The organism is Priestia sp. SIMBA_032, assembly GCF_046535215.1.
Lineage (GTDB): Bacteria > Bacillota > Bacilli > Bacillales > Bacillaceae_H > Priestia > Priestia aryabhattai.
Genome location: NZ_JAWRXD010000005.1, coordinates 173,365 through 192,196, shown reverse-complemented (window position 1 = coordinate 192,196; position 18,832 = coordinate 173,365). Strand labels below are relative to the sequence as shown.

At 40.1% G+C, this 18,832-nt stretch carries 18 protein-coding genes and 1 pseudogene; 4 read left to right on the top strand and 15 right to left on the bottom strand.

Features of this window, described 5'->3' with window-relative positions:
- Positions 1-8: 8 nt before the first annotated feature.
- The 6 genes from SB717_RS18030 to SB717_RS18005 form a co-directional block, all read right to left on the bottom strand.
- On the bottom strand, positions 9-941 hold the full coding sequence (locus SB717_RS18030) for a patatin-like phospholipase family protein (RefSeq protein ID WP_144644063.1): 933 nt from the start codon (positions 939-941) through the stop codon (positions 9-11).
- A 127-nt stretch (positions 942-1,068) separates the two neighbouring features.
- Entirely contained in the window at positions 1,069-2,979 is a 1,911-nt protein-coding gene (locus SB717_RS18025) for an FtsX-like permease family protein (protein WP_410904365.1), read from the bottom strand.
- Positions 2,966-3,733 (bottom strand): ABC transporter ATP-binding protein, encoded by a 768-nt coding sequence (locus SB717_RS18020; RefSeq protein ID WP_410904364.1) that lies wholly within the window; start codon positions 3,731-3,733, stop codon positions 2,966-2,968. Before SB717_RS18020 ends, SB717_RS18025 begins: the two co-directional genes overlap by 14 nt.
- The gene (locus SB717_RS18015) at positions 3,730-4,086 is read right to left on the bottom strand and encodes a YxeA family protein (RefSeq protein ID WP_410904363.1); all 357 of its coding nucleotides are present in this window, start codon (positions 4,084-4,086) and stop codon (positions 3,730-3,732) included. Before SB717_RS18015 ends, SB717_RS18020 begins: the two co-directional genes overlap by 4 nt.
- A gap of 87 nt (positions 4,087-4,173) precedes the next feature.
- The gene (locus SB717_RS18010; protein WP_410904362.1) at positions 4,174-5,208 is read right to left on the bottom strand and encodes a sensor histidine kinase; all 1,035 of its coding nucleotides are present in this window, start codon (positions 5,206-5,208) and stop codon (positions 4,174-4,176) included.
- A gap of 1 nt (position 5,209) precedes the next feature.
- Positions 5,210-5,881, bottom strand: coding sequence for a response regulator transcription factor (locus SB717_RS18005; RefSeq protein ID WP_074676878.1), 672 nt, complete (start codon positions 5,879-5,881; stop codon positions 5,210-5,212).
- 325 nt (positions 5,882-6,206) lie between these two features.
- Between SB717_RS18005 and SB717_RS18000 the strand changes: the two genes are divergently transcribed.
- Entirely contained in the window at positions 6,207-7,025 is an 819-nt protein-coding gene (locus SB717_RS18000) for a squalene/phytoene synthase family protein (protein ID WP_014458697.1), read from the top strand.
- Positions 7,026-7,060: 35 nt separating this feature from the next.
- On the opposite strand, the gene SB717_RS17995 is transcribed toward SB717_RS18000, so the two are convergent.
- Together SB717_RS17995 and SB717_RS17990 are read right to left on the bottom strand one after the other, a co-directional pair.
- Complete coding sequence (locus SB717_RS17995; protein ID WP_074676880.1) at positions 7,061-9,010, bottom strand: FUSC family protein; 1,950 nt, start codon at positions 9,008-9,010, stop codon at positions 7,061-7,063.
- 156 nt (positions 9,011-9,166) lie between these two features.
- On the bottom strand, positions 9,167-9,427 hold the full coding sequence (locus tag SB717_RS17990; protein ID WP_013058561.1) for a metal-sensitive transcriptional regulator: 261 nt from the start codon (positions 9,425-9,427) through the stop codon (positions 9,167-9,169).
- 413 nt (positions 9,428-9,840) lie between these two features.
- On the opposite strand from SB717_RS17990, the pseudogene SB717_RS17985 reads away from it, so the two are divergent.
- Positions 9,841-9,945: pseudogene (locus tag SB717_RS17985) on the top strand (NucA/NucB deoxyribonuclease domain-containing protein); the annotation flags it as partial.
- Between the two features lie 35 nt (positions 9,946-9,980).
- Complete coding sequence (gene comJ, locus SB717_RS17980) at positions 9,981-10,388, top strand: competence protein ComJ (RefSeq protein ID WP_410904361.1); 408 nt, start codon at positions 9,981-9,983, stop codon at positions 10,386-10,388.
- A gap of 102 nt (positions 10,389-10,490) precedes the next feature.
- On the opposite strand, the gene SB717_RS17975 is transcribed toward comJ, so the two are convergent.
- From SB717_RS17975 to SB717_RS17960, 4 genes are all read right to left on the bottom strand, one after another.
- Positions 10,491-11,081, bottom strand: a complete 591-nt coding sequence (locus SB717_RS17975) for a CPBP family intramembrane glutamic endopeptidase (RefSeq protein ID WP_410904360.1) — start codon at positions 11,079-11,081, stop codon at positions 10,491-10,493.
- 387 nt (positions 11,082-11,468) lie between these two features.
- Positions 11,469-13,787 carry an RNA polymerase recycling motor HelD gene (helD, locus tag SB717_RS17970; protein ID WP_410904359.1) on the bottom strand — a complete coding sequence of 773 codons (2,319 nt, stop codon included), beginning with the start codon at positions 13,785-13,787 and terminating at the stop codon, positions 11,469-11,471.
- A 243-nt stretch (positions 13,788-14,030) separates the two neighbouring features.
- Positions 14,031-14,156: a hypothetical protein gene (locus SB717_RS17965; protein WP_016765178.1), complete on the bottom strand. Its 126-nt coding sequence runs from the start codon at positions 14,154-14,156 to the stop codon at positions 14,031-14,033.
- A gap of 139 nt (positions 14,157-14,295) precedes the next feature.
- Positions 14,296-14,814, bottom strand: a complete 519-nt coding sequence (locus SB717_RS17960) for an enoyl-CoA hydratase/isomerase family protein (RefSeq protein ID WP_410904358.1) — start codon at positions 14,812-14,814, stop codon at positions 14,296-14,298.
- A gap of 239 nt (positions 14,815-15,053) precedes the next feature.
- Between SB717_RS17960 and SB717_RS17955 the strand changes: the two genes are divergently transcribed.
- On the top strand, positions 15,054-15,422 hold the full coding sequence (locus SB717_RS17955) for a winged helix-turn-helix transcriptional regulator (protein WP_013084552.1): 369 nt from the start codon (positions 15,054-15,056) through the stop codon (positions 15,420-15,422).
- Positions 15,423-15,444: 22 nt separating this feature from the next.
- Here the strand turns inward: SB717_RS17955 and SB717_RS17950 are convergent, their stop codons facing one another.
- From SB717_RS17950 to SB717_RS17940, 3 genes are all read right to left on the bottom strand, one after another.
- A complete protein-coding gene (locus SB717_RS17950; protein ID WP_410904357.1) occupies positions 15,445-16,659 on the bottom strand; it encodes a cytochrome P450 in 1,215 nt (404 codons plus the stop codon).
- A 169-nt stretch (positions 16,660-16,828) separates the two neighbouring features.
- Positions 16,829-17,224: a DoxX family protein gene (locus SB717_RS17945; protein WP_013058570.1), complete on the bottom strand. Its 396-nt coding sequence runs from the start codon at positions 17,222-17,224 to the stop codon at positions 16,829-16,831.
- A gap of 155 nt (positions 17,225-17,379) precedes the next feature.
- Positions 17,380-18,801, bottom strand: a complete 1,422-nt coding sequence (locus SB717_RS17940; protein ID WP_410904356.1) for a glycosyltransferase family 2 protein — start codon at positions 18,799-18,801, stop codon at positions 17,380-17,382.
- Positions 18,802-18,832 lie beyond the last annotated feature (31 nt).

Genomic DNA, 18,832 nt, shown 5'->3' with positions numbered 1-18,832 from the left:
AGCTCCTGTTACGGGAGCTTTCTTCTTGTCAGCTGCCGTCCGGTCCGATTCATTTTATGCTGTTCAAAATCCCATTTTTCTAAAAAGCGCTTGGCGGATGTATAACCAGATTCATATAAAAACTCAATTTCTTCTTCTTTTAATGCAAAATCCGTTGCCGTAATCACCCCCGTTGGAATTTGCACCGTTCGTTCTTTTGTCTCCGCGTTCAAATACCGCAAATCGTGAGCTTGTAGCATCGTCGTAAACATACTTTTAAATAAATGGACCGGGGTCGGAATAATAGCGGCTGTATCAATTTCTTCTTTTACAAATCGAAAGCCAAACGTCGGGAAACGCGGATGCTCCGTATCAAACAGCCAAATGGGAAAATTGCTTAAAAGCGCTCCATCGACAATATATGACCTCTTGAACCCGTTGGATTTCCAAATGACGGGACGAAAGAAAAAAGGAATGGACGCACTCATCATCACAGCTTGTGAAATTTTCATATCGCTTGGCTGCATTCCGTATCGGGGCAAATCGTCAGGCAGCACAAGCATCTGTCCGTTCGAAATATCTGAGGCAATAATTTTTAGCTTATCTGCCGGCAAATCCGCAAACGTTTCGATTCCTTTTTCACGCAGCAGACCGTACACCCATTTTTCCAAATAATCATTTTTATAAAAACCTAAATGAACCATCAGTTCAATCAAGTTGCCAATGAGAGGAATTCGGTTAATGATCGTTTTTCCGCGAAACTTGGCATAGTCCATGTTTTGAAGCTCTCTGCGAATTTCCCCGCTTTTATAGCCGCTCGCCAAAAGTGCCGCAATCAACGCTCCGGCTGACGTACCTGCTAGACGCTGCCATTCTACATTGCTTTCTTCCATCGCTTCAATCGCACCCGTAAATGCAATTCCTCGAACGCCTCCCCCTTCAAACACAGCATCTGCTTTCACATCTTTCCCCTCCTATACAACTCTCTAGTTTTTATATACCCTTTTTTATATTCAGGTTTTCGCTACTCCATACCTTTTATTTTTCCAACATAAAAAGACTGTTTCTTTGATCGAAACAGTCTTTTCTTTACAGTCGCTTTATTACCATTCGATAGTAATTCATTGTCAGCCAGTAGAAAATGAAATAAATAACCCCGTATACTGCATCCGCTATTAAAACAGGAACGATCAGACTTTCACCGGTTAGATTCGTAATGACCTTCAGCGCAAATAGACTGTGCAAGATGCCAATTACTAAAGGCAAACCAAACGTAAACAGCTGCTGCTTTCGAACGGCGCTCATCATTTGAGACACTGAAAACCCAAGCTTACGCAGAACTTCAAATCTTTTGCGCTCTTGTTCGGCTTCGGAGATTTGCTTAAAATAAATAATACTGCCCGTTGCCATCAAAAAGACGAGCCCCAAAAATCCTCCAATAAAAATAAACAATCCTTTACTCATTAAGCCTGCCTGAAACACATCATAGTATGAAGTATGGCTTTCTCCAGCTTCTTTTGCGATCTGATGATAGTTCTTAGTAAGTTCATTTTGTTTGTTTCCATCATCCGTATTAAATACGTACACCGCTTGCTTTTTTCCACCCTTTGAAAGGTTGATAAACGTGTCGTGATTGACTACAAACTGATAGCCGGCACTCTCAGAATCAAGAATAAGCGAAGGTTCTGATTTAATGACTTTTAAAGCAAGCTGTTCTGATTTGTTCAGCTGCACAGCTGCCGTTTTACCTGTACTAGGTTTAAACACTTTTCCTTTTGCCATCGAATCAAACACAACGGTTTCGTTTGCGTTTAACGCAGGAAGCGAAACGCCATTTTTCCGCACTTCCTCTTCATCTAAAAAGCTGATTCGCTCACCATCTCCATAGTAACTGGATGTAATAAATCGAAAGTCCGATAAATCAGCAGAATGCTTCACGATATGATAGACATACTGATTTGATTGGATATCTAACTCACGCAGTACATCCCTAAAGTCTTGCGCTGCGTTTTTGCTGTGCAGCGTATAGTCATAAGGCTGCATACTTCTGGCGTCGGCTTTTGTATTATAGTACGAGGAATACGTCACACCAACTGCTACAAGTGTAGTAGCCGACAAGATCGTAATTAATGTTAACACTCTTGCATTTGCTTTAATTCGATACATCATGGTAGAAACGCTTAGTATATTTGCAAACGAATAATAGCCGCTTGCATGCTCTCGGTAAAGTCCCATCAACCACTCAATTGTGGCTTTAAAAAGTAAAAATGTACCGAAAATGACCGAGAACAGTACAACTGCTACAATTAGAAAAAACCTAGGCGTCACAATGTTTCCTGATGAAAGGTAGTACCCGTAGCCAACGAGTAAAATACCCAGTCCTCCCACTACAATTGAGCGTTTCGAATTCATTTTATTTACGCGTTCACTTTTGCTTTCTGCTTGAAACAGATCTAATAGCGTATAGCGGTACATAATAAAATAGCCTTGAAACGATATAAAAACGGTAACAATCAAAAACACTACGGCTGTTTTTAAAACCGCTTGAAGAGAAAATGTTAGCGTAATAGAAAGCGACAGTCCCATAAGCTTTAGTAAAAACAGCACAAACAGCCTTGAAAACACGGTACCTAGTAAAATACCGACCACCAAAGAAAAAATCCCCAGCAGCATATTCTCGTAAAAAATCATTTTCCCAATCGTACGTTTTTCAATGCCGACTAAGTGATACAGCCCGAGCTCTCTCTTACGCTGTCTGATAAAAAATGAGTTTGTGTACCAAATAAAGACAACAATAAAGGTAAGCAGAACGTAATTTGAAGCATTAAAAATGCCCTGCAGCCTCATCTCTTCTCCAATAACCTTTGAAATCGATTGGTCGTACTGAAGCGTAGCAAACACATAGTACACAATAATACTAAAAATCATTGAAAAGAAATAAAGGCTGTACCGGCTAATATTTTTGCGCATATTCTTTTTAACAAGATCAAATACGGTCATAGCCTTCACCGCCTAATGCGCCTTGAATGTTCATAATGCGTTTAAAAAATGCTTGTCTCGTTTGTTCGCCTTTAAACAGCTCCGTGTAAATTTGTCCGTCTTTAATAAACAGCACGCGGCTGCAGTAGCTTGAAGCCAGCGGATCATGCGTCACCATAATAATGGTGGCACGGTCTTCTTGGTTTAATTGCGACAGCTTTTCAAGCAGGCTTGAAGCGGCTTTCGAATCAAGAGCTCCGGTAGGCTCATCGGCGAAAATAACGGCTGGATTCGTAATCATCGCTCTCGCTGCTGCAACGCGCTGTTTTTGTCCGCCAGAAATCTCATACGGATACTTATCCGCCAGCTCATTGATGCCTAGTCGCGTTGCGGTGTCTTTAAGCTTCGCTTCCATTTCTTTCTTAGACATTTTTGTAACCGTAAGCGGCAGAAGAATATTTTCTTTTACCGTTAACGTATCCAATAAGTTATAATCTTGAAAAATAAATCCTAGATGATTGCGTCTGAAAGCAGACAGCTTCTTATCTTTCACGAGCGCTACGTTTTCTCCTTGAATCCATACCTCGCCATCGGTGGGTTGGTCAATCGTTGAAAGAATGTTCATCAGCGTCGTTTTTCCCGCTCCGGATGGTCCCATAATACCGACAAACTCTCCTTCTTCAATTGTAAAATCAATTCCTTTTAGCACTTCGTATACGTTCCCTCTCGATCCAAACGTTTTGGTTACATTTTTCCCTTCAAGGACAATACTCATTTTCCTTCCCCCTTTCGTTCTTTTGTAGGCCACACGCTTTTCACCCGCTGCGGCAGCTCATTTTTTGTTATAATGTCATATTTCCGAACTTCGTTACCTCGAACGAAAAGGTCAATAACCGTTCCTTCTTTTAACTGTTTAATCGTTGTAAACGTTTGAAACGTTGTTTGTCCTTTTTCGTTTATTACTGAAATTGTATATTGAACTCGTCCATATTCTTCCACTTTTTTTGCTTCTTTTGGGATAATCCCGTATTGATGCTCCGTTGCGGCGTTTTGATAAATCTTTACTCCTCCTATACCTGCTCCCACGACAAAAAGCAGAGCTAAGAGAATAATCCATTTTCGCTTCATGTACGTTCCCTCCTTGTGTATAGCTCTATCTTACTTTGAAACAAGGAAAGATTCGTTTGAAGCAGATGACAATCTCAGCGTGCAATCTTACATTTTTGAAAGGTTATCAAAAGAATTCGGTTTGTAGAAGGTCAGAATCACCGTGGTTCCTTCGTGTAAAAGTGAATTCACCTCTATTCGATGGCCAAGAGCATCTGCAATTTTTTTTGAAAAATACAGCCCTAGTCCCGTAGCTCCTTTCGTTTTTCTTCCCGCATTTCCTGTGAATCCTTTTTCAAACACTCGGGGAAGATCTTGAGTTGGAATCCCTTTCCCTTGGTCAGCGATAAATAACTTCACATACTTCGGCGTTTCTTCACTAAAAAAAGAAAGCTTTCCTTCTAGAGGACTATATTTAATGGCGTTAGACAGTACTTGCCTCACAACAAACTGCATCCACTTTGGGTCAGTGTGCACCAGTATGTCTAGATTTTTTTCATCAATATGCAGTTTCTTTTCAATACACCATTTTGAGAAGTACGCAACGTTTGGAAAAACAAGTTCGCTTAGCGACACTGGCTGCACCTGATAATCTTTTTCTAAGTACTGCAGGCGTGCAGAATATAAATTCTGATCTACTAATCCGTCAATTTTCATCCACTCATCTTCAATATCCTTTAGCCAAGGCCATTTATAAAGCTCTGTACGATGAGCATTAATAAGCAGCTTCATCGCAGTAAGCGGCGTCTTAATCTCATGAACCCAAGTCGTTACATATTCCTGCTGCTCTCGCTGCTGTACGTGAAGAACATGAGTTTGTCTGCGATACACACGATCTATATGCTGCAGCAGACTCAGCATGTCTTCATCTGCTTTCGTTCGAACGTAGGAATGCATTTCTTGCAAATCATACGCATCATTCTTCAGCATTAAGCTTAGTTTTTTTAGGAATCTTCTTTCTTTTACTCCTCTCCATAAAAGGAACAAAATCAGCAGACACAGCGTTAAAAGATTCAAATACCAAAATGAAGTGGACGATACCTTAATCTCATACTCCAGCAGCAGCAGAGCGTCGATTATACTCAGCCATAGAAGAACAAATAAAATCCAGCTTAGTCTTTCTCTTAAAAAACTTTTCCACATTTTAATTCACCAAATATCCTTGGCCTTTTTTGGTCACAATTTTATCATTCAGCCCGATTTCTTCCAGTTTGGTGCGAATACGTGTGATGTTGACAGAAAGCGTATTGTCACTTACAAATTTCTCATCTTCCCATAACCTTCTCATAAGCTCTTCTCGCGATACAATCTTGCCTCGCTCTTCCAAAAGAAGCCGTAAAATAAAAAATTCATTTTTCGTTAAATGAATTTCTCGATCGTTATAATGCAAACTTCCTTTTTTTAAGTCTAGCACCGCGCCGTTCCACTCGATAACGTCTGAAATCGTATCTCCATATGAATACGTTCTGCGCAGAAGCGCCTGTACTTTAGCAACAAGAACATCCAAGTTAAACGGCTTTTGAATATAGTCATCTGCCCCAACATTCATTGCCATAACAATATCCATTGGGTGTTCACGAGAGGAAAGAAAGACGATAGGAGTTTTTGAAACCGTACGTATTTGCTGACACCAGTAAAACCCGTCATATACAGGCAAATTCACGTCTAAAATGACCAATTCTGGGCTTTCTGCAATAAATACTTCCATTACCTTTTGAAAGTCTTCTACTCCAGCCACTTCAAATGACCACTGTTCAAATTTCTCTTTCACTAATTCATATATTTTGCCATCGTCTTCTACAATTAAAATTTTCATACCTTCACCTCTGTATTTTCCTATATATTATGTATACCCGGCTATTGAGTATTTTTTTGAAAGCTCATCGAATCCATTAGCATGACAGCAATTTTCTTAAAAACAAACCATTTATTTCTGTAAAACGAAGAAGGAACGAGTATTATCGTAGTGTAAACTTGTATATGTTACAAGTTTCTCTGTTTAAATACTACAAAATAATGACAATATCGTTAATAAGTAATCTTTAAACTCCATTAAATGCTCATTTTTTGTTACTATAGTATATAAGATGAAAACTTAAACTAATTTGACATGTGGATATGTAAAAAGGAGCTAGTTATCAATGAGTGTACCCAACAAATTACGCGACAACGCAATGGTGATGTTAAAAGAGACAAGCCGAACATTTTTTATTCCAATTAGCCACTTGCCGGCAGAATTGCAGGATGCAGTAGGATCTGCTTATTTATGTATGAGGGCAATTGATGAAATTGAAGATCACCCTGAGCTAGAAGCCGGTGTAAAAAGCCGCTTGCTTTACGCCATTAGTGACCTGTTAAAAAAGTCTTTTAACGAAGACGAGTACATGGCATTAGTAGGTCCTTATCAAGCTGATTTACCTGACGTAACGCTTCAGCTCGGCAACTGGATTGCGCTTTGTCCGACTGGAGTTGCAGACCAAGTATTAGATGCAACTTCTATTATGGCCAAAGGAATGGCCGATTGGGTAGAAAAAGACTGGCATATTCAAAATGAAGCGGATTTAGATGACTATACGTTCTACGTAGCTGGTCTAGTAGGTGTGATGCTTAATGACATTTGGAAATGGTATGACGGCACGGAAACAGACAAAGAATTAGCTATTGCGTTTGGACGCGGCTTGCAGTCTGTTAATATCCTGCGCAACACCTCGGAAGATTCAGAGCGCGGAGTCAGCTTCTTTCCTAACAATTGGAGCAGAGAAGATATGTTTGCCTACGCTCGCCGCAATCTTTCACTAGGAAAGAAATATTTGGAAGACGTCAAATCGCTTCCGATCCTTCATTTCTGTAAAATTCCGTTAGCGCTTGCTGATGGAACATTAAACGCCTTGATGAAAGGAAAAGAAAAAATGACGCGTGACGATGTAAATAAAACGGTAAGTGAAGTTGTGGATATGTAAAAACAAAAGCACGGAGCCCCTGGGTTCCGTGCTTTTTATATTTCTACCTGCAAACTTTCATATAAAGCGGTTATTTCTCCTTGAATAATTGGGTAGTGTTTCAGGGTCGGAACATTTGAAAGCTTTGGCGCTCGTTTTTGCTCAGCAGCTGCAGCTAGCTGAGCAAATGTTTCCTTAAGCTCCCGTTTCTCCGTTTCTGACAGCTCATATCCTTCAAACGACGCAAGAAGCATATAACCTAACTGCTGCGTAGCGACAACGGCAGGCCACAGTCCTTCAAGTTTGACGGCCGTTTTAGAATATTCTCCAATCACATTATCGTACAGCGCCCGAAGATTAACGAGTTCGCCTTGAAGCTTATTTCTTTCTCGTTTAATTTTTTCTTCATCTTGTTCGGTGCTTAGCATTTCTAAAAACTGTCCTTCTTTTCGTATCACATCTCCAAGCAAATACGGCAGACGAAGCGAAGAAGCTCGTTTAAAAACTAATACTGTACCGACCACTCCGATAATAGAACCAATAACAATATCAATCACTCGAGCAGACGTAAAATAGCTAATCGCTTTATCCGGATGACCGCTTTCAGCAATTAAAAGAGCATTCGGTGTGATAAAGAGCGTGCCAAGCGCGTAGTTTTTGACAATTACAATTTCAATCGTCGACTGAAGCACAAAGACAATGAGCGCAATGACGATTCCCGTTGGCTCAAGCATCAGAATTCCAGTTCCAATTAAAATACCTAAAATGGTTCCGACAGAGCGCTGAATACCTCGCTGAACCGTTGCACGTACGGTTGCCCCAAGCATCACTCCTGCGCACGTAAGCGGAATCCAGTAAGACCTTGGAATATTTGTTGTGTAGGCAACCGCTGCCGCAACAATCATAATAATTCCGTAGCGCAAAGCATTTTTAAGTACATACGAACGTTTGTGAAAAGCAGATTTTAACCGTGTTTTTACGCTGCCTTGTGAAAATTGAATATACTCCGTTTCTTTTAATTCCTTCATTTGAAGAACGGCATTTACATCTAATAATAATGTGCGCAGCTCTTCTTTGATGGACAGCTCTTCAATTTCTTCTCTTACATCTCGAATTTTTTTATGCTTTTTTAATGTGGCCATTTCGGATGCGAACGTTTCAATTACCGCTTGTGCTTTTTTAGAAACAGCCGGATTAAAATCGTTTGCAGCGGCCATCACAAAGATAAACAGCCCTTCGGCTTTTTGATTTAATAAAAACAGCCGGTGCGCAAACGATGATTTCTTTCGATTAATTTTCGCTTGTTTCATCGCTGTTTCCGCTGCCCGGAGCTCGACAACCGTTTTATGCTGTTCCGCGTGAAACGATTCTGTACCGAGCGACCCGACAAATGAAGCTAGCTGCCTGTACGCTTTCGCTACAGCAGCAGTTTCAGGTCCGCGCGGGTTAATAAGCCAGCCGCTCATGCTAATACACCAAGACAGTGCTCCTCCTAAAAAAACGAGTCCGGCGTGTAAAAAAACAGCCTGCAAGTTCGGAGCTGGAATGCTCGTGCTCACAGCAAATGAAAGAACAAAAAACATGGCAGAAGGTCCCGGGATTTTTAACGCTCCAAAGACATAAACCGATACGGCTCCAATCACACCAAATAAAATGGTTTTCATCCAAGCCACGTCAGCAAATAACGAGCCGAGTGTAAAACAGAGCGTAACGCCCAGCAAAGCTAAAAATAACTTAACGGCCCGCTGCGCATAAGGCTCATCTTTTGTATATAAATATGTAAAGCCGCCAATGCTTGCAATGAGTCCGTACTGCAAATGATCAAACAAAATCCCTATCAAAATCGGCAGACTTGAAGACAATCCTGAGCTGATTCCTCTTACCCACGGAGAAGAAGCGTGGTTAAAGCGAAAAGCGGCTTTGATTCCCGGCGCTTTTGGAGAAGCCTCAATTTTATGATGAATTTCCGTATGATTATATGCTGGTGACTTTTTGTCATCACTCACCTTGATCTCCTCCTTTCTCTCCATATATCTTTCCTGTTCTTAAAACGAGATAAACCTAAAAAACCGCTGTTCCTATCCGTATTGTGTTTAGGAACAGCGGTTTTTATCCTTGTGAGCAGCATACAGTAAAAACAAAAAGCAGATGAAACGAATGTCTCATCTGCTTTTTACTAACAGCTCTACTGCTTCTTTTACTAAGTTTTCCGTATTCTCGCCTTTTTCAATGCTTTCTCTTACGCATTGCTCAAGATTGGTGCTGACAATAACACCCATCGTACGATCGATTGCGCTTCTAGCTGCTGAGAGCTGTGTCACGATGTCACGGCAATCTTTTCCTTGTTCCATCATATTTAACACGCCTTTTAACTGACCTTCAATACGTTTCAACCGATTTTTAACTTGCTTATCATATTCCATCATACTACTACCTCCGCTCATGCATGATTGCGTTTCTTGCTTTTAAGCTGTATGCAAGAAGTAAATGTATACACAACTTTATACCTGTTAGGGTATGATGTCAAGTAAAGGAAATTAACTCTTTTTTTCACCTAGGACCCACCCACATACAAATAGACACTTCACACTCCATTTAATCTGAATCGTAAGTAGATAAACACCAGAAAGTATAACCCCCGGAATATTATGGGGGCTTTTTGCATCTTACAGATGAGACGAAATGATCATTTTTACATAATTGTTAATACTTGTTTACACCGTATTTATTGTCTTGTAATCTAAACTTAGCAATCTGAGAGTATAGTTAAGCTGTAAAAATGACTACACTGGAGGTTTGAGATGGCTACATACGGGAAAAAATTAATAGCAAGTCTATTCGCTATATTTCATCTTCTGATAACCGCGGAGCCGGCTCATGGGTTGGAAATCAATTAGAACAATACTCACATGGTACGCGCGTACAATTTATCGTGCAATAATAGCTGAACAAGCTTTACTTTGAAGAGGTGAAACAATGAAAACAAAATGGAAAGAACAAGAGCTAACCATGTCTTATCATCAGTTTACGCTGTTTCAAAAAGGACAGCCAAAGCCCCATCACGACTGGAGTGATGAAGATATTCAAAAAGGATATGTCGCAGACGATAAAGCCATTTCGTTTGAAGCGGTGTCGAACACAAAAGCCATTATTGAAGTATGGGTAAACGAAGCTCCAGACGCATCACGGGCTGAAAAAACCACTCGCCTTCCTTTTCACGTTGAAAGCGATGGGATTGAAATCAAAAGCGTTCTATCTGAAACTTTAAGCTACGACATTCCAAAAGGGTATTATTACGTCACATGCCTGACCATTCCTCTTCAAGAAAAAACAAACTCAGGCCTTTATTTAGTGAAGTATTTACTGCATTTTGAAAGTCAATAAAAAGAAGGCAGCCTACTGTAAACAGTTCAGGTAATATAGAACAGTAATAACTCATAAAAAGCTCAGAGCGATATATAGCTCTGAGCTTTTTGGTGCAAGATACTAAAATATCCAGCCGTTAAAGACCATACCTAAATTAATAATAAAATGAAAAACTATGGCTGGGTATATGCTTTTTGTCTTTAAAACGACAAATGCATAGAAAAGTCCACCAAAAGAAAAAAGCAAACTCATGATTACAGGAATTCCTATTGATATGTGCAAAAGACCGAATCCAATACTCGTAATGAAAACAGCAGAAAAAGTGGAAAGATTACTTTTTAAATGAGATAACATGATCCCTCTCCAAAGCAACTCTTCTAAAATAGCGTGTATAACGGAGAATACTATACCGTATATGACGAATGATTTTGTATAGCTTATATCTTCAACGAACAGTAACGGTACAAAGATTGTAGCCGAACCAATTAGACCAAACATAAAAAAATACGTTAGCTTAATCGAATGATATGGCATCACTATACGTTTCTGCCAGTCTGGTAGTGATGCAAAAAGAAATACCTTTTGTTTGGACAACAAAACTGAAAGCAATAGTCCACCTATGATAAACAGAAGTAAAACTCTGTTTATCATGATTTTCATCTTTTTAGATAGATCCCATTCAATAAAATAATTGCTTCCTACTTGAAGCATACATATCCTACTAAAAAGAATAGAAACAGAGAAACCGTTGAACGATATTTAGAGGTTAAAGCATAGCTGAACAGCAAGGCTATGATGGGTAGCATGCCCCAAGCAAATAACTTATAAGAAAAAAGAATAATACCCGAGAAAAATAAACTTATTATAAGGATGAGTAATACATTTATTCGTAAATATTGGATATAAAACTCCTCCTGTTACTGTCCTTCTGATTCGCTTTATGGTAACTAGACTTTAACCAAACAATTTTTATTTAAGCAATGAAAATAAACTGAATACCTCCATAAAAATAAAAAATCGAGGGTAAAACCTTTGCGATTTCACCCTCGATTTTCCGTACTACTATTTCAGACACTCAAGATACTGACCGTTCTCTGTTTATTTACCATGGTATTCATAAGTTTCTTTATTTGATATAAACGGGCTGATTTCACCTAGTGAGAACAAGTGCAGCTCATGCATCGCTCTTGTACATGCCGTATAAAATAAATTTCGCTCATATTCATCCTGATAAGATTCACTCGACGCATTGTAAATGATGACGGCATCAAATTCAATTCCTTTTGCTAAGTAAGCTGGCAGAACAAGCATGCCTTTTTCAAATGAACTTGTTTCTTTTGTCAGCAGTCTTGCAGACATCGAAGCAGGCAGTGCTTGAAATGCTTCTCGGCTTTCTTCAGCAGTTTTGGCAATCACAGCGATCGTTTTATAGTTTTGTTGCTTCAATTTATTAATTTTGTCTATGATCGCCTCATGCAGGTCTTGGACGTTATCTGCAGCCGTAACGGTTGGCTTCGCACCGTCTCGATTAAACGGCTCAATTAAATGACCGTTTGCTACCATATCCCTTGAAAACTCGACAATTTGACGTGTTGATCGGTAGCTTCTTGTAAGAGTCAGCGTTTCTGCTTCTTTCTCTTCATACAGCTCGCTTGAAAGAATGGTCGGTGCGTTCAAGGCGTGCGCATAGATCGCTTGATTCAAGTCTCCAAGCAGCGTCATTCTGGCATGCGGAAACAGCTCTTTTAAGAACGCTAGCTGAAACGGTGAATAGTCTTGTGCTTCATCAATAAACAAATAGCGAATGACAGGATTCGCCTTGCGCCCTTCAATTTGATCTTTTATATACAAGTAAGGCGTTACGTCTTCATAAGACAGCTTCATGTTCATGACTCTTTCTACCGTATTTTTAGCTGTTTCGTCCCATCCTTCTACGTGGGAAAAAAGGTGATGTCTTTCAAACAGCTGCATATAGATACGGCGAATGTCGATAAATTTAAGCTGCTTGATGGCCTGCTTAATAAATTTCATTTTCTTAGCTACAACGGCTTTGGCTAAATACGCTTGTTCCCGGTCAAAGTCATCGAATGAACTTTCCGTATAGCCTTCCTTTTTCTGCAGATGCTGATAGGCCTCCACATAATCTTCTTTTTCTAAAAGCTGAATTTCTTCTTGAACCCAATCTTTTTTCCGCTCAAGTTTTTCAAGCTGGTTGATGAGCTTAAGCGCCCACTCCGCTACGAGCTGCATTCTGTTAGGAATAGAAATTCCTGTATCAAGTGAGTAGAAATAAGACAGCAAACGCCGAGCGGATAACACGATTTCGCCGCGAAACTTAATGTTTTTAAAAATGATGTCTTTAGTAGACAGCTCTTCGATATACGCATCTACTTGCTTTTTAAATTCACGGCTTGCTTTGTAGCGAATTTCCTGCATTCTTTGTTTTTTTGTCGCGGCATCTTTTTCCGTTAGTAAATATTCGATTTGAACAAACAAATCCTCCACTTCAAACTCGTTTCCTAACCGCCCATCGGCATATTGCTGAAACGTTGTTTGTTTCATATTGTCTTCTCCAAGCTCCGGAAGAACGGTTGAGACGTAGCTGTTAAAAAGCGGATTTGGTGAAAACAGCATCATGTTTTCTGCAGTCAGCTGCTTTCGGTGATGATAGAGAAGATAAGCCACGCGCTGAAGAGCCGCAGATGTTTTACCGCTCCCTGCTACTCCTTGAACGATCAGCACTTTATTTTTTTCATTTCGAATAATTTGGTTTTGTTCTTTTTGAATGGTTCCTACAATACTTTTCATTTGACTGCTTGCATTGTGTCCGAGCACTTCTTGAAGCAGCTCGTCTCGAATGGTAATTCCTGTATCAAACATGCTTTTAATTACGCTATTTTCGATAATAAACTGACGCTTTAGCTTCATCTCTCCTTTTATCGCTTCACCTGGCGTTTCGTACTGCGCTTTTCCCGGTGAATAATCATAATAAAGACTCGAAATAGGCGCACGCCAATCATAAATTAAAAACTCTTCATCTTTTTGATCCATTAAAGAGCCCACACCCACATAAATAGCTTCCGCTTCTTTTTCACCATTCTCTATAAAATCAAAACGTCCAAAATAAGGGGATTGCGTTAGCTTTTTTAATGTTTTTAATTGATCATACACTTGTCTATGGGTAATTTCACGTTCAGCTAAAAGTTCTGCCTGTTGCTTAATGCTCGTAAATGTCTCAATCACGTCATCCGGCTCATCCATATTAACCGTGACATCGTCCCAAAACGTGCTTCGCAAATCGACAATTTCACCTTTTACGCTTCCTACGCTTTTGCCTATTTTTTCAGCTTTTTGGCTGATTTCTTCGACTACCCAATCAACTCGCTGCTGTTCTTCTGTTAAATTTTTATCTTTCACTTATCCACACCCCTTACACACGTTACCCGATAACAAGACTTGTTACCGGGTAAAAGCGATCGTTGTTTATTTTTTCAGAGTCTACATACTTCCCTACTGAGTTCGTAAATCCCTGCTATGTAACCATATTATGTCTTAATTTCCACCGTTAGTATACTGAAAAATAATGAGCTCCACAACAAAAAGGGCTGAGAAAGTCTCAAGCCCCTTATCTTTATAAGTTGTTCCTCTACTTATTAGCTATTACTGTTTCCAAAAAGTTAGCAGATGAATGATGGCTGACACCACTTCTACCCCTTGAAACGCCAGTAAACCTGCTGCTGCCGCTGTAAACAATCCGACTACCGCTTCTTTAAAAATGAATGGCATTGATACCAGCTCCTTTGCTTATTTAAAATAAGTAGATTTGTTATCATTCTACTCCTTTTTTCAGAATTTTCAATACCTTTTTATCAACAAAATAAAATAAAAACGCTTTCACTTTATAAAAATAAAGTGAAAGCGTTTTTTAAGCTTCCTTTTCTAATGCATTCAGCGCAATCGAATAGTCCAATCCTTTTCCTTTTTGCACAATATGCTGCACTTTGCCCATATTACACGCTTCTTGCGCGCTAACGGTCATGCCGTTTGTTAACTTAAGCTGAACAGGTTCTTCCGCAATTCGTACGTCGCATGCTAAGGCTAACTCATACCCTCCGCCAAACGTAAAGTTTGTAAGAAGCGCAATCGTTTGTTTGGAGCTACATGAAATGCGCTGAAAAATAGCTCGGGCTGTTACTGCATGAATCGGCTGATAAAGTTTTCCTGTTTCTTCACGTAGGAAAGAAGTTGTTCTATGATCGCCGTTCATTTTATAGTACTCTCCCATAAATACAATAGACCCAACCGACGCATCGTGCTGAAGCTCATTCATCGTTTCCTGCAGCTCATACATAACTTCACTGTTCAAACGATTGAGCATCGACTGATTCATTCGTACAACCGCCACGTGATTTCTTTTTTCTACTTTTATAAATCTTTTCATCATTCCTCCGCCCTTTCCCCTGTCGTTCTTTATAAATAAAGCGCTTTCAAAAATTTTCGCTTTTTAATAGAAAAGTTATTTTCATAGTTTCATCATACAACAAACTCATAATTATTTCCATTACTTTTTTAATTTTCCGTCAATACTTCCATGAATCATTTCCATGTTTTTATCAAATAAGACGTGCTATAGTATAAACAGCACAAATGGAGCTGAACTCACGGATAAAAGGAGTAATTACTATGAAATACGACTTAACAAAATGGGAGCCTCACGGCTATTCTTGCCCTGTGGAAGCAGCTGTTGATGTAGTCGGAGGCAAATGGAAAAGCGTCATTTTATATCAATTATCGAAGGAACGCCGGCGCTTCAATGAACTGCGCAGACTCATTCCCGGCGTGACGCAGCGAATGCTCACGCTGCAGCTTCGCGAACTTGAGCGCGACGGAATTATCCACCGCGAAGTCTATAAACAAGTTCCGCCTAAAGTAGAATATTATTTAACACCTTTTGGAGAAACGCTCATCCCTATTATAGAGCTGATGTTTAAATGGGGATATGATCATACGGATAAAATTGCTGAAGCAAGAATTCAAGCAGAAAAAGAGTAAAAAGCACGCAAAGCGTGCTTTTTTATACATGTTTACGAATTAATAATTCTTTTAACCCGTACACAAACGTGCTTTCAATCGGCTTTAACTCAAATGCCGGGCTCCAGTCCATCTGCGGATAGCGGTCAATCAGCTCGGCCAGCATAATTTTTGCTTCTATTCGAGCCAGCGGTGCTCCTAAGCAAAAATGAATGCCTCTTCCAAATGCCATGTGCACATTTGGCTTTCGATCGATTTTAAATACATCTGGGTCTTCAAAATACTGCGCGTCTCGATGCGCAGATCCCATCCATGGAACGACGTGTTCGCCCGCTTTTAGTTTCTGACCGGCAAGAGTCACATCTTCTTTTACGATTCGGTGAAGAGCCTGAACGGGTGAACGATAGCGAAGAACTTCTTCAATCGCAGAAGGCAAAAGTTCTTTCTCTCGTTTGAGTCGTTCAAAAGAAGCTTTGTCTTCCATTAAACAATAAATCGTATTTGAAATTAAATTTGTGGTTGTTTCGTTTCCTGCAATCAGCAGTAAAATAGAAAAACCGACGATTTCTTCATCCGTTAGCTGTTTCCCTTCTTCTTTTGCCTGAAGAAGCACGGAAATAATATCATCTCCTGGCTGCGTGCGTTTTTCTTCAATAATTCGATAAAAGTAAGTTTCTAACTCATCGTTTGCTTTCATTTTCTCTTGCTGCAATTTTTCGAGCGTTTCACGTTCGTTATTAGAGGGGCCCGCTACGATAATATCCGACCAATCTTTAAACTGACGCTGATCTTCTATCGGCAGACCTAAAATATCGGCAATTACCATAACCGGAAGCGGATAGGACAGATGCTCGACTATATCAATATCTTCAAGATGCTCCACTTCTTGTAATAATTCAGCGGTAATACGCGCAATTTTAGGCTCCCATGCTTTCATTGCTTTAGGCGTAAAAGCTTTATTAACAAGCGCTCTCATTTCAGCATGCTTAGGCGGATCAATATTAATTAGGCTCGTTCCTAGAGCAGTTTGTCTTTGGTTTTGTGGAGGTCTTCGATCAGAAGAAAAAATATTTTTTTGTTCCAGCACTTCTTTGACCCCGTCATAGTGAAAAACATCCCATACCTGCCTTTCTTCATCCCATTGCACAGGCGCGCTGTTTCTCATCTCTTCATACCATGAAAAAGGATTAAAGCGCTCTTCTTTTGTTTGAATCGTATTCACTTGACGGACAATTCCGTTTTCTCTTTCGGTTTTCATGTTAAAACCTCCCCGTATCGTTCAAATAGAATGACTGTGTAGTCATCTATGACCAAATAGTACCATATATACGAATTTTCTTAAAAATGATAGCTGTATATTTTAGTAAAAATGAATCGATAGAAGGATATTTTTTACAAAAAAGGGTAGGCGCATAGCGCCTACCTTTTTAAGAATAATGTTCTTCTGGTTTTTGTAATCGGTTGTCTAACGCGTACGCGCCGCTTCCCGCTAGAATCATATGAAGCGAAACGACAAAAAGGGCAACCTCAAGCTCATAGCCGCCTGTAAAACCAGCACCGCTTTTCGCTGTAAAAATAGCGCCAATCATCACAATCGCAAACAGAACACCGATTAAACGCGTTTGAAATCCAAGAATCATAGCGGCTCCCCCTACGAATTCAATAACCGCAACCGCATAAGCGAAAAACGCAGGAATGCCCATGCTGTGGAAAAAACCGACCGTATTATCAATACCGCTTTGAAATTTGCCAAGGCCATGAATAAAAAACGTTAGCCCTAACATAAGACGAAGTAAAAACGTTCCAAGCTGATAGCTTTTCATTTCTTTCCCTCCTTTTTTACTTTTGTCTGCACATGTAACAATTTTAGTTACAACTGTGAACAAATTCAAGGGGTTAGAACAGAAAAACAAAATATCAGCAAATTTCTTTATCTCATTTTAAACGTTTCTTTTGGAAATAAGACAATACTCCCTGCTCAGTCACGCTGAAGATAAGAGAGAAAAGCAAAAATATGATCGTGAATAATGAGTTCTGCCGTAGGAGAATGACTCTTTAATGGCAGGTGCTCAGAATATCGAAACCGGTTGAATTTATTTACGTCAACATGGTGAACGGCCTGCACCTGAAAATCTTCTATTATCGCTTTTACTTGGGCAAAAGGCGGCATCACAAGAGATTCGGTTCCAATTTTTTGCAGGCACTCTCTGCTTATGGCATGAGGAACAGCGGTCATCGAGCTCATTAATAAGTCGTTTCTTCCTACCGTCTCATTTAACACGTACTTCCACCCTTGCACAACGTGCGTGAGCTTGGCTTCATCTTCACATACGTTTAAAGCTACATCAACACCGCTCGCTACTGCTGAGACAAACGGATACAACTCTTGAGCTGAAAGAACAAAATCCCCGTCTATAAAGAGAAGAATATCTCCTGTTGCTGCAAGTGCCCCCGCAGCTCTTCCGCAATCATGTCCCAACCGCTCATCGTAGACGAGGGTTTTGACGCCCTGTTCTTTGGCATACGCCTCCGACTGATCAGTAGAACCGTTAATTACGACAATGATTTCTAATGGCTCAAGTTTTCTTGCTTCTGCAATTACTTGTTTGATTGTTCCTTCTTCATTGCAAACTGGAATAATAACAGACAGCTGTTTGCCTCCATAAAAAGAAGATAATTTCCCCCAGCCGTGCTCCACGATTGGAATGGGCTGCGCAAGCATATCCACTCGCCTTTTACGATTTGACGCAAGCGTATAGTATGTTTGAAGAAGCTGCTGATAGGATTGAATTCGCTCTTTGCTGCGCAGCGGGCGATCAAACGGACGAAAGCTTCCTTTCCCCTCTGTTTCAATCGACATAGACATACTTACGCGGTACTGTGTTAAAAACGTCACAAATAAAGAAAGAGGAGACAGCTCCCAGTAGTTCTTCAAAACGCTTAACAGCACCCCGTAAGGCGCTTTTAAATAAGCGTTGGCATGATGAGGCTTCCCAATCGCATGATGTAAAACCGCACTCCACGTCAGCTCACTGCGGTTGCAAGCATTCATTTTCGTTTTCCCCCACTTGTTTAGCACAACTTCGCTATGTCCAAATAACAGCGGCTGAGCAAAACGTTCAAGCTCGGAAGCCGAAAGAATAATATCTCCGTCTACAAATAAGACAGCATCTCCTTTAGCAGCCTTTGCCCCTTCCATTCTGGCTTCATGTGGAGAAAGACGTTTTTCCATTACCTTTACCGTACATCCCTCTTCTTTTGCTATTTTCACTGAAGCATCGGTACAGCCATTTGCGACCACAATAATCTCAAGCACATTTACTTTTTTAATTTGCTTAAGTACGTTTTTTAGCGTTTCTTCTTCATTGTAAACGGGCAGAACGACAGAAAGAGTTTTCATTGACAATCCCCCTAAAAAAAGAACCACTGAA

What these genes read in the sequence shown, in the direction of transcription:
- SB717_RS17975 (WP_410904360.1), bottom strand. Translation starts at nt 11,081, where the DNA reads ATGCTTCAAGTAGGAAGCAATTATTTTATTGAATGGGATCTATCTAAA.
- SB717_RS18025 (WP_410904365.1), bottom strand. Translation starts at nt 2,979, where the DNA reads ATGACCGTATTTGATCTTGTTAAAAAGAATATGCGCAAAAATATTAGC.
- SB717_RS18000 (WP_014458697.1), top strand. Translation starts at nt 6,207, where the DNA reads ATGAGTGTACCCAACAAATTACGCGACAACGCAATGGTGATGTTAAAA.
- SB717_RS18010 (WP_410904362.1), bottom strand. Translation starts at nt 5,208, where the DNA reads ATGTGGAAAAGTTTTTTAAGAGAAAGACTAAGCTGGATTTTATTTGTT.
- SB717_RS17945 (WP_013058570.1), bottom strand. Translation starts at nt 17,224, where the DNA reads ATGAAAAGCTATCAGCTTGGAACGTTTTTACTTCGTCTTATGTTAGGG.
- comJ (WP_410904361.1), top strand. Translation starts at nt 9,981, where the DNA reads ATGAAAACAAAATGGAAAGAACAAGAGCTAACCATGTCTTATCATCAG.
- SB717_RS18020 (WP_410904364.1), bottom strand. Translation starts at nt 3,733, where the DNA reads ATGAGTATTGTCCTTGAAGGGAAAAATGTAACCAAAACGTTTGGATCG.
- SB717_RS18005 (WP_074676878.1), bottom strand. Translation starts at nt 5,881, where the DNA reads ATGAAAATTTTAATTGTAGAAGACGATGGCAAAATATATGAATTAGTG.
- SB717_RS17990 (WP_013058561.1), bottom strand. Translation starts at nt 9,427, where the DNA reads ATGGAATATGATAAGCAAGTTAAAAATCGGTTGAAACGTATTGAAGGT.
- SB717_RS17950 (WP_410904357.1), bottom strand. Translation starts at nt 16,659, where the DNA reads ATGAAAACCGAAAGAGAAAACGGAATTGTCCGTCAAGTGAATACGATT.
- SB717_RS17955 (WP_013084552.1), top strand. Translation starts at nt 15,054, where the DNA reads ATGAAATACGACTTAACAAAATGGGAGCCTCACGGCTATTCTTGCCCT.
- SB717_RS17965 (WP_016765178.1), bottom strand. Translation starts at nt 14,156, where the DNA reads ATGCCATTCATTTTTAAAGAAGCGGTAGTCGGATTGTTTACAGCGGCA.
- SB717_RS18015 (WP_410904363.1), bottom strand. Translation starts at nt 4,086, where the DNA reads ATGAAGCGAAAATGGATTATTCTCTTAGCTCTGCTTTTTGTCGTGGGA.
- SB717_RS17960 (WP_410904358.1), bottom strand. Translation starts at nt 14,814, where the DNA reads ATGATGAAAAGATTTATAAAAGTAGAAAAAAGAAATCACGTGGCGGTT.
- SB717_RS17940 (WP_410904356.1), bottom strand. Translation starts at nt 18,801, where the DNA reads ATGAAAACTCTTTCTGTCGTTCTGCCCGTTTACAATGAAGAAGAAACG.